The sequence below is a fragment of the Actinosynnema mirum DSM 43827 genome (genome assembly GCF_000023245.1).
Taxonomy (GTDB): domain Bacteria; phylum Actinomycetota; class Actinomycetes; order Mycobacteriales; family Pseudonocardiaceae; genus Actinosynnema; species Actinosynnema mirum.
In genome coordinates this window covers 1,829,061-1,844,422 of record NC_013093.1, presented here as the reverse complement: position 1 = coordinate 1,844,422, position 15,362 = coordinate 1,829,061, and the positions used below count along the sequence as shown (strand labels likewise).

13 protein-coding genes are annotated in these 15,362 nt (G+C 73.3%); 2 read left to right on the top strand and 11 right to left on the bottom strand.

The annotated features are described in order from the left end of the window. Nucleotides 1-134 precede the first annotated feature (134 nt). The 10 genes from AMIR_RS08475 to AMIR_RS08430 all read right to left on the bottom strand — a co-directional run bounded on the left by AMIR_RS08475 (nt 135) and on the right by AMIR_RS08430 (nt 10,567). Nucleotides 135-359 (bottom strand): hypothetical protein, encoded by a 225-nt coding sequence (locus AMIR_RS08475; RefSeq protein ID WP_015800525.1) that lies wholly within the window; start codon nt 357-359, stop codon nt 135-137. A 72-nt stretch (nt 360-431) separates the two neighbouring features. After that, nucleotides 432-992: a hypothetical protein gene (locus AMIR_RS08470; RefSeq protein ID WP_015800524.1), complete on the bottom strand. Its 561-nt coding sequence runs from the start codon at nt 990-992 to the stop codon at nt 432-434. After that, on the bottom strand, nt 989-1,654 hold the full coding sequence (locus AMIR_RS08465; protein WP_015800523.1) for a PP2C family protein-serine/threonine phosphatase: 666 nt from the start codon (nt 1,652-1,654) through the stop codon (nt 989-991). Before AMIR_RS08465 ends, AMIR_RS08470 begins: the two co-directional genes overlap by 4 nt. Next, nucleotides 1,645-3,171 carry a hypothetical protein gene (locus tag AMIR_RS08460; RefSeq protein ID WP_143760675.1) on the bottom strand — a complete coding sequence of 509 codons (1,527 nt, stop codon included), beginning with the start codon at nt 3,169-3,171 and terminating at the stop codon, nt 1,645-1,647. Before AMIR_RS08460 ends, AMIR_RS08465 begins: the two co-directional genes overlap by 10 nt. Before the next feature lie 212 nt (nt 3,172-3,383). Continuing rightward, a complete protein-coding gene (locus tag AMIR_RS08455) occupies nt 3,384-4,787 on the bottom strand; it encodes a GH1 family beta-glucosidase (RefSeq protein WP_015800521.1) in 1,404 nt (467 codons plus the stop codon). 20 nt (nt 4,788-4,807) lie between these two features. Further along, complete coding sequence (locus tag AMIR_RS08450) at nt 4,808-5,812, bottom strand: ABC transporter ATP-binding protein (protein ID WP_015800520.1); 1,005 nt, start codon at nt 5,810-5,812, stop codon at nt 4,808-4,810. Then, complete coding sequence (locus AMIR_RS08445) at nt 5,809-6,885, bottom strand: ABC transporter permease (RefSeq protein ID WP_015800519.1); 1,077 nt, start codon at nt 6,883-6,885, stop codon at nt 5,809-5,811. Before AMIR_RS08445 ends, AMIR_RS08450 begins: the two co-directional genes overlap by 4 nt. A gap of 3 nt (nt 6,886-6,888) precedes the next feature. Beyond that, complete coding sequence (locus AMIR_RS08440) at nt 6,889-7,869, bottom strand: ABC transporter permease (protein WP_015800518.1); 981 nt, start codon at nt 7,867-7,869, stop codon at nt 6,889-6,891. Next, the gene (locus AMIR_RS43160) at nt 7,866-8,909 is read right to left on the bottom strand and encodes an ABC transporter ATP-binding protein (RefSeq protein WP_015800517.1); all 1,044 of its coding nucleotides are present in this window, start codon (nt 8,907-8,909) and stop codon (nt 7,866-7,868) included. The genes AMIR_RS08440 and AMIR_RS43160 overlap by 4 nt, the downstream gene beginning before the upstream one ends. Next, nucleotides 8,906-10,567, bottom strand: coding sequence for an ABC transporter substrate-binding protein (locus AMIR_RS08430; protein WP_015800516.1), 1,662 nt, complete (start codon nt 10,565-10,567; stop codon nt 8,906-8,908). The genes AMIR_RS43160 and AMIR_RS08430 overlap by 4 nt, the downstream gene beginning before the upstream one ends. A 196-nt stretch (nt 10,568-10,763) precedes the next feature. Between AMIR_RS08430 and AMIR_RS08425 the strand changes: the two genes are divergently transcribed. Both AMIR_RS08425 and AMIR_RS08420 read left to right on the top strand, forming a co-directional pair. Next, the gene (locus tag AMIR_RS08425; RefSeq protein ID WP_041837489.1) at nt 10,764-12,041 is read left to right on the top strand and encodes an ROK family transcriptional regulator; all 1,278 of its coding nucleotides are present in this window, start codon (nt 10,764-10,766) and stop codon (nt 12,039-12,041) included. A 98-nt stretch (nt 12,042-12,139) separates the two neighbouring features. After that, nucleotides 12,140-14,086 carry a hypothetical protein gene (locus tag AMIR_RS08420; protein WP_015800514.1) on the top strand — a complete coding sequence of 649 codons (1,947 nt, stop codon included), beginning with the start codon at nt 12,140-12,142 and terminating at the stop codon, nt 14,084-14,086. Here the strand turns inward: AMIR_RS08420 and AMIR_RS08415 are convergent. Further along, a complete protein-coding gene (locus AMIR_RS08415; protein WP_015800513.1) occupies nt 14,083-15,210 on the bottom strand; it encodes a DUF418 domain-containing protein in 1,128 nt (375 codons plus the stop codon). The genes AMIR_RS08420 and AMIR_RS08415 overlap by 4 nt on opposite strands. Nucleotides 15,211-15,362 lie beyond the last annotated feature (152 nt).

Below are 15,362 nucleotides of genomic sequence, written 5' to 3'. Positions count from 1 at the left end.
GACGCACGGTCCACTGCCCCGAACGGGGCTGCGGGTGGTCTTGCCGGTGGGGCAGGCTCCGCCGCGCGGGGCGCGCCGGGTGGCCGGTCCCCGCGAACGGGCGCCGCCGGGGCGCCCGCCCGCAGGCGTCGCGCTCACGCTGCCCTGGGCGGCGCGCCGAGCAGCGCGCGACCGGTCTCAGTCAGCACGACGGGTCCCGAGGTGCCCGCGATCAGCCCGGACACGACCAGCCTGCGGCCGAGGAACTGGTCGCAGCACGACAGCCCGTCCACCATCAGGTTCCCCTGGTCGAGCGTGCAGCGGCCCTCCGCCACCGCGCGCAGGACGGCGTGCTCCCTGGGTGTGAGGTTCGTGGTCATGGCGATCTCCTCCCGTGCGTTTGCTCACCTCGGTACGGCCCGCGACGCCGGGGCAATAGCCCGTTCCGGTTGTCAAAGGGGAGCACGGGTTGCGGTCCAGGTGCCGATGCCCGCCATGGGGTCGCCGCCCAGCGACTGGATGGCCGACACCACCTGCTCGTCCTCGCGCGGGCGGTGCTCCTCGACGTGCTTGGGGACGGTGGCGCGGTGCTCGTCGCCGCTGCGCGGGCGCGGGGCCACGCCGGTGCGCACGTGCAGCGCCGACGCCCCGACCACCCCGCCGAGCAGCGGCAGCACGGGGCCGGGCGGGTCCCAGCCGGAGTCGAGGAACAGCTCGTCCAGGTCCGGGTCGAGCGGTTCGTCCAACCAGCCGGTCCCGGCGCGCACCCCGGCGAACCTGGCGTCGCCGGTGAGCACGACCCGCCGCTCGTCCGGCCGGTAGCGGACCGCGCACGCGCCGCCCCTGGCGTGCCGGAGCAGCACCTCCACCACCGGGTCGAGCGGCGAGCCGGAGCGGACGAGCCGCCAGCAGCGCTCGACCACGCGGGCGTCCGGGTCGGCCTCCACGAGCAGCCAGGTGCCCTCCCCGGCCAGGGCAACCCACTGGCCGGGCGAGTACGCGACCTCGCTCACCGGGGCACCGCCACGTCCACGACCACGGCCGTCGCGTTGTCCCGACCACCGGCCTCGACGGCGCGGCGCACCAGCTCGTCGGCGGCCACGCCCGGTTCGGCGATCCGGGACAGCACGTGCGCGATCTCGGCGTCGTCCAGCTCGTCGGTGAGCCCGTCCGAGCACATCAGGAACCGCTCGCCCGCGGCAGGCGGCATGACCAGCAGGTCGGGGGTGGGGATGCGGTCGACGCCGAGCGAGCGGGTGAGGACGTGGCCGCGCGAGTGGTCGGTGGTGAGGCGGGCGAGGTCGCCGTCGAACAGCCGGTACACCCGCGAGTCGCCGATGTTGAACACCGCCCAGTGCGCCTGGCCGAGCACGTCGACCATGGCGATGCCGGTGGCGGTGGTGCCCATGCCGCGCTTGCCGGGGTCGGTGGCGCCCTCGGCGAGCATCGCGTCGTTGGCCTCCTCCAGCGCGCGCTGCACGTCGCCGACGCGGCGGGCGGGGGTGGCGTCGAGGTCGCGGAGCGCGGCGACGGCGAGCGCGCTGGCCACCTCGCCCGCCGCGTGCCCGCCCATGCCGTCGGCGACGGCGAACACGTGCGCGCCGACCAGCGCGCAGTCCTCGTTGTCGTGGCGCACCCGGCCGACGTCGGTGGCCATGCCCGCGGTCAGCTGCACGGCGCGGCCCCGAACGGCGCGGGCCCGAAGGAGGCGGGCCCGAACGACGGGGACCGGAACAGCTCGGCCAACCCGGACGCCGCGTCGGCCCGCCCGGCGCCGCCGAGGGAGGTCGCCCAGCCGCCGTCCTCGTCGACCGCGATGCCGATGCTGCCGGACCCGGCGGCGGTGCGGGTGCGCACCAGGACGGCGGCGCGGCCCTTGGGGTGGGGGGCGGCGGGTGGTGGGGTGGATGGCGGGGTGGGCGGTGAGGTGACCCGGGGACCGCCTGCGGGGAGCGCGGCGGGCGGTTGGGCGGCGAGCGGGCGGACGGTGGAGGGCTGGACGGTGGGCGGCGGCTGGCTGGCACGCGGCTGGGCGGTAGGTGGCTGGGCGGTAGGTGGCTGGGCGGTAGGTGGCTGGGCGGTAGGTGGCTGGGCGGTAGGTGGCTGGGCGGTAGGTGGCTGGGCGGTAGGCGGCTGGGCGGCGAGCGGTTGTGGTCTCACAGGCAGCAGGTTCGCAGGTGGGGTGGCGGCGGCGGGCGGCTTCGCGGCTGCGGGTGGTCGGGCGGCTGCGGGTGGCCCGGCCGGGGGCGCGGTCGTCCTGGTGGGCAGCGGGTTCGCGGGGAACGCGATGGGCGGCTGCGCGGTGGGACCCAGCGGCCTGCCGGATGGCTGCCCACCACCCTGCTGCCCGCCCGCCGAGTGCGCCGCCACCGGCGGCCCGCCCGCTGGCTGCCCACTCCCCTGCGGCCCACCCCCGGACTGCCCCACCACCGGCTGCGCCCCCGCCCGCCCCACACCGAACCCCCTGGTGTGCCCGGCGTCGAACCAGTCCGCAGCGCGCTCCGCCTCCCCGAGGTGCCGCTCCAGGAACAGCCGGGCCTGCTGCCCGACCGGTGTCGCGCGGTCCAGGAGGCGGACCGCGAAGCGGGCCCGCCCGAGCGCCAGGAGCGCCAGGTGCACGCGCGGGCCGGTGATCGCGTACGCCAGGGCGTCCTCCGCCAGCATCGCGGTCACCCGGTCGGCGCTCTCCAGCGCGGCCAGGACGGCCGCCGTCTCGTCGCGCAGCACCAGCTCCGCCCCCTGCTCGACGGCCAACCCCCTGGCCAGCAGGGACGCCGCGCCCGCCGCCACCGCCTCCGGCGAGGTGGGCAGGCGCAGCTCGGCGCACAGGGCGGGCAGGGCGCTGGGCTTGGCCCTGGCCAGGTAGCCCAGCTCGGCGGCGGTGAGGACCAGGCCGTCCGCGGGGACCGCGCCGGGGCGCAGGGCGGCGACGCCGAAGAACAGCTCGATCCCGTCGTTCCACGCCTCCTCGCGCAGCACCACCCGGTCGGCGGTCACCCCCGCCGCGCCCATGCCCAGGACGAAGTCGGCGACGTCGCGGATGAACCCCCGGTCGGCCGCCGCACCGGGGTCGGGCGCTCCCAACCGCTCGACCCCGTGCGCCCCCGCGCCGCTGTCCAGGGCGAACCACCCGCCGGGCGCGTCGTCCCACCGACGCGCCCGGTCGCCGCCCTCCCCCGCTACCCGCCCCATGAGGTTCCTCTCCGCGTTGGTCCCGGACGCACCGGTCATCGCGGCGCCTGTCGCGGGCGTTGCACGAATTCCACGATGGGGTGAACTTGAATTCATTCCTTGGGGTATCGACCCAGGTGCGGAAATAACCGAAACGCCTGGTCGGCGCGCGCCCAGGAACGCGGAACGGCGGCCGGGAGAATCCCGACCGCCGCATTCGAGGGAGAAGAACCTCAGCTCTCCCGGACCCGCTTGGCCACGTCCCGGTACCAGAGCGCGCTCGCCTTGGGCGTGCGCACCTGCGTCTCGTAGTCCACGTGCACGATCCCGAACCGCTTCTCGTACCCGTAAGACCACTCGAAGTTGTCCATCAGCGACCACGCGAAGTACCCGCGCACGTCCGCCCCGCCCTCGCGCGCCTTCGCCACGGCCGCGATGTGCGAGTCCAGGTACGCCACCCGGTCCGCGTCGTCGACCGACCCGTCCGGCGAGACGACGTCGTCGAACGCCGCCCCGTTCTCGGTGATCACCATCGGCGGCAGGTCGGGGTACTCGCGCGCGTTCTGCAGCAGCAGCTCGGTGAACTGCTCCGGCACGATCTCCCAGTCCATCGCGGTGACCGGCCGCCCGTAGCGCAGCTCCCGGTCCACCGGCAGCCCGTCCGCGTCCACCGTCGAGCCGTCCTCGGCGGTGCCGGAGTGCTTGGAGCTGGTGTAGTGGTTGATCCCCAGCACCTCGATCGGCTGGGAGATCAGCTCCAGGTCCCCGTCCCGCACCGGCAGCTCGGCGCCACGCGCGGCGAGGTCAGCGACCACGTCGGCCGGGTACTCGCCGGTGACCACCGGGTGCAGGTAGATGCGCCTGCCGAGGCCGTCCGCGCGCCGGGCGGCGTCGCGGTCCAGCTCGCTGTCGGTGGCGGGCGCGGCGTGGCCCATGTTCAGCGTGATGCCGAACTCGGTGGGCTTCACCGCCGCCTCGCGCATCCGCCGGGTGGCCAGGCCGTGGCCGAGCAGCAGGTGGTGCACGGCCTTGATGGCGTCCGGGAAGTGCGTGCGGCCGGGCGCCTGCCTGCCGACGTGGTAGCCGAGCATGGCCGAGCACCACGGCTCGTTGAGCGTGGTCCACGTGCGCACCCGGTCCTGCAGCGCGTCGAACACCAGCATCGAGTAGTCGGCGAACCGGTGGGCGGTGTCGCGGACCGGCCAGCCGCCCGCGTCCTCCAGCTCCTGCGGCAGGTCCCAGTGGTAGAGCGTCACCCACGGGTCGACGCCCTTGGCGAGCAGCTCGTCCACGAGCCGGTCGTAGAACGCCAGGCCCTTGGGGTTCGCCGGACCCGTGCCGCCCGGCTGGACGCGCGGCCAGGCCACCGAGAACCGGTAGGTGTCGACGCCGAGCGAGCGGATCAGCTCGACGTCCTCGGGCATCCGGTGGTAGTGGTCGCAGGCCACGTCGCCGTTGTCGCCCTCGTGCACCATGCCGGGGACGCGGCAGTAGGTGTCCCAGATGGACGGTCCGCGCCCGTCCTCGGCCACCGCCCCCTCGATCTGGTAGGCGGAAGTGGCCACGCCCCAGCGGAACGAGGGGGGCAGCGACGCGATGGCCGGGTCGAACCCGGCGGCGCGTGCGGTGGTGTCCACAGTGGATCTCCTCCTGGAGGTCAGGACCCGTTGTCGTGAACGGGGTGCAGCCAACAGGCCACGGCGCGGTCGGCGTCCGGCTGGTCGCCGGGGAGGCCGAGCGCCGGGACCTCCACACCGCAGCGCTCCATCGCGCGCGGACAGCGGGGGTGGAACGCGCAGCCCGAGGGCATTCCGCGCAGGTCCGGCGGTGAGCCGGGGATGCCCGCGAGCACGCGGCGGGGGCCGCGCAGCGCGGGGAACGAGCCGAGGAGCCCCTCGCTGTACGGGTGCAGCGGCGTCCGGTAGATCTCCGAGGACCCGGCCTGCTCGACGATGCGCCCGCCGTACATGATCGCGATCCGGTCGGAGAACTCGACCAGCAGCGACAGGTCGTGGGTGATGAACACGACGGAGAACCCGAGCCGCTCGCGCAGGTCCACGAGCTGGCGCAGGATCTGCCGCTGCACCACCACGTCCAGCGCGGTGGTGGGCTCGTCCATGATCACGACCTCGGGCTGCAGCACCAGCGCCATGGCGATCATGACGCGCTGGCGCATCCCGCCGGAGAGCTGGTGCGGGTAGCTGTCGAGCCGGTCGGCGGCGATGCCGACGAGCGCGAGCACCTCGCGGGCCCGCGCGAGCCGGGACGCCTTGGTGCTGCCCGTGTCGTGCGCGGCGACGACGTCGGTGAGCTGGGTGGAGATCCGCTTGACCGGGTTGAGCGAGTTCATCGCGCCCTGGAACACGATCGCGGTCTCGGCCCAGCGGAACGCGCGCAGCCGCGCGTCGGACATCCGCAGCACGTCGACGGGCCCGTCGGGGCCGTGGTAGAGCACCTCGCCGGAGGCGACGACGCCGGGCGGCGGGAGCAGCCTGGTCATGCCGTAGGCGAGGGTGGACTTGCCGCTGCCGCTCTCGCCCGCCAGGCCGAGGACCTCGCCGCGGTGCAGGGTCAGGTCGACGTCGCGCACGGCCCGCACGGCGTCGGCGCCGAGGCCGTAGTCGACGTTGAGGGCTCGGATCTCCAGGACCGGCTCGCTCACGACTCCCCCTCCCCGGTGTGGTCGGCAGTATGGTCCTTCACGGGTTTTCCCTTGCGCGCAGCGGGTTCCGGCGCGGCGGGTTCCGGCGCGGGCGCGGGTGAGGCGGGTTTCGGCGCGGGCGCGAGCACGGGCGTGAAGCCGACGCGCATCCGCACGGTGCGGCCGTCCTCGGTCTTCGCGGTGGTCTTGCCGCCGCCGCGCAGGCGCGGGCTGACGAACTCGTCGATGCCGAAGTTCACCAGCGACAGCGCGGTGCCCAGGAACGCGATCGCGAGCCCGGCGGGCACGAACCACCACCACGCGCCCTGGGCGAGCGCCTGCTGGCCCTGCGCCCAGAACAGCACGGTGCCCCAGTTCCAGGTGCCGCTCGCGGACACCCCGATGAACGCCAGGGTGATCTCGGAGACCACGGCGAAGATGACCGTGCCGACGAAGCCGGAGGCGATGACCGCCGTCAGGTTCGGCATGATCTCGAAGACGATGATCCGCCAGGTGGACTCGCCGGTGGCGCGCGCGGCCTCCACGTAGTCCCTGCGGCGCAGCGACAGCGTCTGCGCGCGCAGCACCCGCGCGTTCCACGCCCACGAGGTGAGCCCGATGACCAGCGCGATGGTGACGTCGGTGGTCTGGGGCAGCGACGAGGTGATGATGATGATCAGCGGCAGCGCCGGGATGACCAGGAAGACGTTGGACAGCGCGGAGAGCCCCTCCGCGCCGAACCCGCCGAGGTAGCCGGAGGTGACGCCGATCAGCACCGACAGCACGGTGGCGATGGCGGCGGCGAGGAACCCGACGAGCATGACGCTGCGGGTGCCCACGATCACCTGGCTGAAGATGTCCTGGCCGAGGTGGGTGGTGCCGAACCAGTGCGCCGCCGACGGGCCCTGCATGACGTCGGAGCTGCGCGCGGACGGGTCGTGCGGCGCGATCCACGGGCCGATCACGGCGATCAGCGCGAACAGGCCGAGCACGACGAGCCCGGTGGTGGCCTTGGGGTTCGCGACGAACCGCAGCCTGCTGCGCCTGGCGGGCGCGGCGGGCGCGGCCTCGGTCGTGGTGGGGATGACGGCCATCGCTCAGCCCTCCCGTCGGGTGCGCGGGTCGAGCGCGAGGTAGGCGAGGTCGGCCAGGAAGTTGGCCGCCAGCACGGACAGCGTGATCATCAGGAAGATGCCCTGCATGAGCGGGTAGTCCTTGGCGCCGACCGCCTGGAACAGCAGCAGCCCGAGGCCGGGGTAGGAGAACACGATCTCCACCAGCAGCGTGCCGCCGACGATGAAGCCGAGCGAGAGCGCGAAGCCGGAGACGTTGGGCAGCAGGGCGTTGCGGGCGGCGTAGCCGACCATGACGCGCCGGTCGGTGAGGCCCTTGGCGTGCGCGACGGTGACGTAGTCCTCCGAGGAGACCGTCACCATCATGTTGCGCATGCTGAGGATCCAGCCGCTCATGGACGACACCAGGATCGTCAGCGCGGGCAGCAGGCCGTGCCGCAGCACGCTGCCGACGAACTCCAGGTCCGGGTTCGGCACCAGGCCGATCTCGTACGCGCCGGACGCCGGGAAGAAGCTGCCCGGACCGGCGAGCAGGGCGATGGCGAGCAGGCCCAGCCAGAAGTACGGGATCGAGGACAGGAACGTGGTGACCGGGATCAGCAGGTCCGCGAGGGAGCCGCGCCGCCAGCCGACGACCGTGCCGAGCGCGGTGCCGAGCAGGAAGCCGAGCACCGTGGTGACGCCGACCAGCCCGACGGTCCACGGCAGGCCGCCGCTGATCACCTCCGACACCGGGGTCGGGAAGAAGGTGAAGGACATGCCGAGGTCGCCGGTGGCGATCTGGCCGAGGTAGCGGAAGTACTGCTCGACGAGGCTGGACTCCTTGTCCAGCCCGAAGAGGATGTACAGCGACTCGACGGCCTCGGTGGTCATCTGGCCCCTGGACTTGGTGATCAGGGCCTGGACCGGGTCGCCGGGGATGAGCCGGGGGATGAAGAAGTTGATGGTCAGCGCGGCCCACGCGGTGAAAGCGTAGAAGGCGATGCGCTTGAGGACCTGGCTCACCTCCCGCTCACCTCCGCGTCGAAGAGCCAGCAGGCGGCGAAGTGGCCGGGCTGGTCGCCGACGTCGAACCGGGGCGGGACCTTCTCCCGGCACACGTCCATCGCGAACGGGCAGCGCGGGTTGAACCGGCAGCCGGACGGCGGGTCGATGAGGCTGGGGGGCTCACCGCTCCCCCCGTCCTTCGACTCCACCGCAGGGCGATCCGGGTCGGGCGCGGAGTCGATGAGCAGCTGGGTGTACGGGTGCGCGGGGTTCTGCGTGACGGTCTCGCTGTCGCCGCCCTCGACCACGCGACCGGCGTACATCACGCAGGTCTCGTCGGCGAAGTAGCGCGCCGACGCGATGTCGTGGGTGATGTACAGGATCGCCAGGTGCAGGCGCTCCTTCAGGTCCCGCAGCAGGTTCAGCACGCCGAGGCGGATCGACACGTCGAGCATCGACACCGGCTCGTCGGCGAGCAGCACCTCCGGGTCGGCGCCGAGCGCGCGGGCGATGGCCACGCGCTGGCGCTGGCCGCCGGACAGCTCGTGCGGGAACTTGTCGACGTACCGCTCGGGCGGGGTGAGCTGCACGCGGGTGAGCAGGTCGGCCAGCGCCGCCTCCTGCTCCCGCGCCGTCGTCCCGGCGTTGCCGTGGATCTTCAGCGCCCTGGTGAGGTGGTAGCGCACGGTGTGCACGGGGTTGAGCGAGGCGAACGGGTCCTGGAAGATCATCTGGACCCGCTTGCTGTACCCCCGGAACGCCCGGCCGCCCTTGACCGAGGTGGCCTCGCCGCGCAGCCGGATCTCGCCGGAGGTGCGCGGGTAGAGCTGGGCGAGCAGCCGGGCGACGGTCGACTTGCCCGAGCCGGACTCACCGACCAGCGCGGTGACCCGGCCCTCGCGCAGCGCGAGCGAGACGTCGTCCACGGCGTGCACCGCGCGGGTGCCCCTGGTCAGCAGTTCCCTCCCGCGCCCCCGCAGCGGGAAGTGCTTGGTGAGGCCATCGGCCTCCAGGACCACGTCGGTGGTCCCGGAGGCCGGGGCGGAGTGCTCGGTCATGCGGCGGGCTTCAGCTTGAGGACGATCTGCAGCGCGTTCTCCAGGGTCATCTGGGCGGGCGCGTAGGGGTTCTCGGCGTCGGGCCAGCCGGTCCAGTTGCGGGTGGTGTACTCGCCGCCGCCGTTGGCCGCCGAGGTGATGACCACCGGCATGTCGCGCACGAAGATCTGCTGGAGCAGGGTCATCGCGGCGGTGCGGGAGGCCTCGTCGGGCGCGGTGGCGTACTGCTCCAGCGCGGCGGTGGCCTCGGGGTTCTCGTAGCGCCCGTAGTTGCCGTTGATGCCGCCCTGGCCGACCGGCTTGTAGAGCGCGCCGTCCATGATGGACTGGTAGATGTCGTACGGCGTGGGACCGTTGTTGGTCCAGTGCAGCGCGGCCTGGAAGTCGCCGGTGTCCAGCGCCTTGGTCCAGGCGTCGACGTTCTGCAGCTCGACGGTGGCCTCGACGCCGATGTCGGAGACGTTGTCCTTGATGATCTCGACGTTGGTGACGTAGTCGGACCAGCCGGACGGCACGGTCATCTTCAGCGTCACGGGCTTGCCGGACGGGTCCTTGAGCTTGTCGCCGTCGTAGCTGAAGCCGTTGTCGGTCAGCTCCTTCTTGGCCGCGGCGACGTCCACCTCGACGGTCCTGCCCTTGAACTCGTCGGCGATGAACGGGTCACCGGCGGGCGTGGGGATGCCGGTGATGTTGTCGACCTTCGGGTAGAAGTAGCCGCCCTCGCCCTGCACGAAGATGTCCTGCCGGTTGACCACCTGGTTCACCGCGCGGCGCAGCGCCGGGTTGTCCCACGGGGCGCTCTTGGTGTTGAACCACAGGCCGTGGATGCCCAGCACCGGCGGGAACCAGAGCTTGTTGTGCTGCGGGTCCTTGCTGGTGTAGACGGCCTCGTAGTTCGGGATGAACACGAAGCTCCAGTCGGTGGTGCCGTTGGCCAGCGCGGTGGTCTGCGCGTTGTTGTCGGCGTACGCGGTGTACCGGACCTCCTTGACCTGCGGCAGCTCCTGCCAGTAGCTGTCGCGCGCGACGAGGGTCTGGGTCTGCGGGGTGAAGGACTTCAGCGTGTACGGGCCGCTGCCGACCGGGTTCTTGACCGTCTCCGTTGACGGGTTCGCGTAGGTCGACCAGATGTGCTCGGGGACGACGAACTGCTCCAGGAGCTTGTTGCGGTTGGTGAACTGGGAGCGCGGGAAGCTCACCGTCACCTTGCCGCCGTCGACGCTCGCGCCGTCGATCGGCAGGCCCTGGATGTTCAGGCCGGGGTTGTTCTTCAGCAAGGTGAACGTGTACGCGACGTCGGCCGGGGTGAGCGGCTTGCCGTCGGACCAGGTGACGTTCTCGCGCACGGTCAGCACGAGCTTGGAGTAGTTCTCCTGCCAGTCCCACTCGCTGGCCAGCCAGGGCGTGGGCTCCTGGGTCGCGTCGGTCTCGTTGACCATGGTCAGCGGCTCGAAGATCAGCCTGCGGTAGCCCATGATCGTCGCGGCGGACGAGTTGAGGAACGGGTTGTGGTTCTCGGTCTGCGGGCCGTCCGGCTTGCCCACGTTCAGCACACCGGCCTGGGACTGCGCGCCCTGGTTGCTCGTGGAGCAGGCGGCGAGCGGGGTGAAGGCCGTGATCGCCGCGAGGGCGAGGGCGGCCGTTCGCCTGAGTCGCATGGTTTCTCCTTGTGGGAACGGGTGTTCGCGAGCGCCAGGTCGGGTCGGACCGCGTGTGCCATCGCGGGTGGGACGGTGCGCGTCCTCGGGTTGCCGAAGACTCAACCCCGGTGAGTCAGGTCACGTCAATAACGAACAGGTTACAAACTTAGTCTAATTTTAAGTCGTGAAGGAAGTGGGCGGCATCCTGCCGACCATGCCTGCCAAGCGCGCCACCGTGCGCGACCTGCGACGTCACAACCGATCGGCGCTGCTGTCGACCCTGTACTTCGAAGGCCCGCTGAGCAGGCAGGAGCTGGTCGCCAGGACCGGTCTGAGCGCCGCCACGGTGTCCACCGCGACCGCCGGGCTGGTCGACGAGCGGCTCGTCGTCGGTGCGGGAACGGTCGAGTCGGACGGCGGGAGGCCGCGCTCGCTGCTGCGCGTCAACCCCGGCTACGGGCACGTGGTCGGCGTCGACGTCGGCGAGACCGGGGTGGCCGTCGAGCTGTTCGACCTGGCGCTGCGCCGGATCGCCGCGCTCGACCACGACCTCCCGCCCACCGACCCGCTCGCGGTGGGCGCGCTGATCGCCGCGGCCGTGCCGGAGGTGATCGCGCTGGCCGGGGCGGACCAGGGCTCGGTGCTGGGCGTGGGCATCGGCGTGCCGGGCGAGGTGGAGCGGCGCGGCGGGGCGTGGGGCGCGGCGACGCTCGTGCACGCGCAGACCCTCGGCTGGTCGGGCGTGCCGCTCGCCGAGCTGGTCAGGGCGGGCGGCACGACGCTGCCGCTGTTCGTGGAGAACGGCGCGAAGACCCAGGGCCAGGCCGAGATGTGGTTCGGCGCCGGACGCGGGTCGCGGCACGTCGTGGTGGCGCTGCTGGCCTCGGGCGTGGGCGCGGCGGTGGTGGCGGACGGCGCGGTGCAGCGCGGGTCGACCAGCAGCGCGGGCGAGTGGGGGCACACGACGGTCGTCCACGGCGGACGACGCTGCCGGTGCGGGGCGCACGGGTGCTTGGAGGCGTACGTCGGGGCGGGGGCGGTGCTGGAGCGGTACCGGGGGCTGGGCGGGGAGCTGGGCGAGGGGGACGAGCGGGCGGCGTTCGCGGAACTGGTGGCGCTGGCGGGTGGGGGGACGTTGGGGGGCGGGTCGCCGCCGGCGGGTGGGGCGCAGCTGGCGACGCGGGTGCTGGAGGAGGCGGTGGGGTACCTGGGCGCGGGGATCGCGACCCTGGTGAACCTGTTCAACCCCGAGCTGATCGTGCTCGGGGGCTGGGCCGGGGCGGCCCTGGGCGAGGGCTGGTTGCCGTCGATCGTGGCGGCGACGCGGGAGCACGCGTTGCGGCACCCGTTCGCCCGAGTGCGCCTGGAAGCCGGGCGTCTGGGGCCCGACGCGGTGGCCGTCGGGGCGGCGACGTTGCCGGTCGCGGCGCTGCTGGAGCGGGCCGCCGACCCGCGTGCGCCGGTGCGCGGGCGGGCGGCGCACTTGGCCTAACCGCAGGGGGTTCGCGTGTCGGCCAGATGTCGGAAACCCGCCGTTGACGTTGCCGCGAGCCCGGAGCTACGCTGCGTGAGAGCGCTCTCACGCCTCCGGTGCCACGGAGGCGTCCCGCACTCCCCGAACCGCCACCACGAGTCCCACCACCGCACGAAGCACCACCGCGCGTCCCAGCACCGCACGTCCCAGCACCACACGTCCCAGCACCACAAGAACCACCGCAGCTCCCACCACGGCACGGGGCCCCGGCCCACGAGCCCGAACCGCGCACACCGCAGTGCCGGACACGTGAAGCCGAGGCCCCGCGCGCCCGGTGGACCGCTCCCGGCCGAGCCGGGGAGGTCACCGCCATCACCACCGCACCGACCGACCCGCGCTCCCCCGACCTCGGCCCGAACGTCCTCCTGCTCCACCCCGGCCAGTCCGACGCGCAGCAGCGGGTCGACGAGATCACCCGCGCCAGGCGCACCGACCAGTTCGGCGAGGGCAGGCACGCGGTCCTGCTCCTGCCCGGTCACCACCGGCTGGACGTCGACCTGCGCTTCTACACCCAGGTCGCCGGCCTCGGCGCGCTCCCGGACGACGTGGTCGTGCGGGGGCGCGTGCGGGTCGAGGCGGACTGGCTCTCCCAGCTCGACGACCCGACCGGCCTCGGCAACGCGACGCAGAACTTCTGGCGCGGCGCGGAGAACCTGAGCGTCACCCCGCCTCCGGGCCGGGTCGAGCGCTGGGCGGTGTCGCAGGCCGCCGCGTACCGCAGGATGCACCTGCGCGGCCCCGTCGAGCTGTGGGACGGCCGCGTCGGCTGGGCGTCCGGCGGCCTGATCGCGGACAGCCGCATCGACGGCCCGGTCGACTCCGGCACGCAGCAGCAGTTCCTGACCCGCAACAGCGAACTGGGCGCGGGCTGGCGCGGCTCGTCGTGGAACATGGTGTTCGTCGGCACGACCGGCGCGCCCGCGCACTCCTACCCCGATCCCCCGTTCACCACCGTGGAGTCCACGCCGCTGGTGCGGGAGAAGCCGTTCCTGTTCGTGGAAGGCGACGAGTTCCGCGTCTTCCTCCCCGCGCTGCGCCGCGACTGCGCGGGCACCAGCTGGGGTTCCGGCGCGCCGGAGGGCACGTCGCTGTCGCTGGCGGAGTTCTTCGTCGCGCACCCCGGAACCCCGGTGGCGGTGGTGAACTCCGCGCTGGAGCGGGGGAAGCACCTGCTGCTGACGCCGGGCGTGCACCGCCTGGACGGCACGATCACCGTGCGGCGTCCGGGAACCGTCGTGCTGGGCCTGGGCCTGGCGACGTTGACCGGCGAGACCGGCGGTCCGGTGCTGGTCACCTCGGACGTGCCGGGGATCAGGCTCGCCGGGTTCCTGGTCGACGCGGGCCGCGCGGGCGCGCCCGTGCTGCTCCAGGTGGGCGAACCCGGTTGCGGCGCGAGGCACTCCGCCGACCCGACCTCGCTGCACGACGTCTACCTGCGCGTCGGCGGCCCGTGGGCCGGGCGCGCCGAGGTCAGCCTGGAGGTCAACAGCTCGGACGTGCTGATCGACCACACCTGGGCCTGGCGCGCGGACCACGGCGAGGGCGTCGGTTGGGACGTGAACACCGCGCGGGACGGCGTGGTGGTCAACGGCGACCGGGTCGTGGCGCACGGGCTGTTCAGCGAGCACTACCAGCGGCACAGCCTGCTGTGGAACGGCGAGGCGGGCCGGGTCTACTTCTTCCAGAACGAGCTGCCGTACGACCCGCCGTCGCAGGCCGAGTGGAGCGGCGGCGGCGCACGCGGCCTGCCCGGCTACAAGGTGGCGGACCACGTGCGCGACCACCGGGCGTGGGGACTGGGCGTGTACTGCTTCAACGAGGCCGACCCGACCGTGGTCACCGACACCGCGGTCGAGGCGCCGACCGCGCCGGGGGTGCGCCTGACCAGCCTGGTCGCGGTGTCCCTCGGCGGGGTCGGCACGATCGCGTCCGTGGTGAACGGGACCGGCGGGGCGGCGGACTCGTCGCGGTTCGTCAGCCGGGTGGCGCGGTACCCGGCCTAGCGCCGGGCCGACAACCGCTGCGGCGCGCGGTGGGCGCGGTTCCACAGCTCCTCCACCGGGCCGCGCTCGAACCGCGCCATCCACCACGACGCGCCCACGACCAGCAGCCCCGACACCACCAGCCACACCGCCACCACGAACGGCGCGCCCAGGTGCGCGTACCGGCTCGCGAGGCCGAAACCCCAGTCGTAGCACAGGATCGACGCGATCAGGTTCTGCCCGACGTAGCAGCTGAGCGCGCTGCGCCCGACCGCCGTGACCCCGCGCCGCAGCCGTCCGGCCTCGGACCTGGCGCGCAGCACCAGGTGCGTGATGAGCCCCAGCAGCCCGAAGGCGACGATCGGCGCGCACACGTACCGGTCCACCAGCGGCAGCGCGCCGCCGAGGAGGGTGGTGGCGAGGTTGAGCGGCACGCCCGCGCCGAGGCCGACGGCCATCAGGCGGGCGCGCGTCCGGCGTCCCCGCTCGGAGTCCTCCAGCGCGCCGCCCTGCAGCAGCAGCGCCCCGGACAGGAACAGCACGGCGCTGAGCGGGATCGCGAGCACCGCCTCCGCCCGGTAGACGGTGACGTGGTCCCAGCGGTTCGCCACCTGGGCGGGCCAGCTGGACGTGTCGGTGGGCAGCCCGGAGACCCCACCGCCGCCGTCACCGGAGAAGGCCGCCAGCGCGGCGGTGAGCGCGGCCACCACGAGCAGGTGCACCACCAGCGTCCCGGTCAGCCAGCGCCGCACCGACCGCGCGCCCCGGCCGACGACGTACGCGACGCCCGCGGACACCACCGCGTAGTACATGAGCACGTCGAACTCGAACAGCAGCGTGTAGTGCAGCAGCCCTTCGAGCAGCAGCAGCGCCGACCGCCACAGGTACCAGCCGGGCCACCGCTCCCCGCGCCGCACCGCCGACCGGTGCTGGAGCGCGACCCCGATCCCGAACAGGATCGACAGCAGCCCCAGGAACTTGCCGTTGGTCACCGCCCGCAGCAGCGCCTCCCCGACCGAGCCCGCGCCGCTCAGGAACGACGCGGGCCCGTCCGGCGAGGCGAAGATCCACACGTTGGTGCCGAGCGTCCCCAGGATCGCCGCACCGCGCAGCACGTCGAGCGCGCTGATCCGTCCTGCACCCATCTCCGCTCTCCCCCCAGGCAGGTCGCGGCCCACGCTAGGCGCGGGAACCGACCCGGCGCATCGGCGGACGGTGCCACCACCACGTCCTCCCTTCGGAGGAGGCGGCCCGTGTGAAATCCCCGGGCGAATCCCCTGGGCGGAACCCCTGGGCG

What these genes read in the sequence shown, in the direction of transcription:
- AMIR_RS08445 (WP_015800519.1), bottom strand. Translation starts at nt 6,885, where the DNA reads ATGGCCGTCATCCCCACCACGACCGAGGCCGCGCCCGCCGCGCCCGCC.
- AMIR_RS08460 (WP_143760675.1), bottom strand. Translation starts at nt 3,171, where the DNA reads ATGGGGCGGGTAGCGGGGGAGGGCGGCGACCGGGCGCGTCGGTGGGAC.
- AMIR_RS08415 (WP_015800513.1), bottom strand. Translation starts at nt 15,210, where the DNA reads ATGGGTGCAGGACGGATCAGCGCGCTCGACGTGCTGCGCGGTGCGGCG.
- AMIR_RS08425 (WP_041837489.1), top strand. Translation starts at nt 10,764, where the DNA reads ATGCCTGCCAAGCGCGCCACCGTGCGCGACCTGCGACGTCACAACCGA.
- AMIR_RS08430 (WP_015800516.1), bottom strand. Translation starts at nt 10,567, where the DNA reads ATGCGACTCAGGCGAACGGCCGCCCTCGCCCTCGCGGCGATCACGGCC.
- AMIR_RS43160 (WP_015800517.1), bottom strand. Translation starts at nt 8,909, where the DNA reads ATGACCGAGCACTCCGCCCCGGCCTCCGGGACCACCGACGTGGTCCTG.
- AMIR_RS08475 (WP_015800525.1), bottom strand. Translation starts at nt 359, where the DNA reads ATGACCACGAACCTCACACCCAGGGAGCACGCCGTCCTGCGCGCGGTG.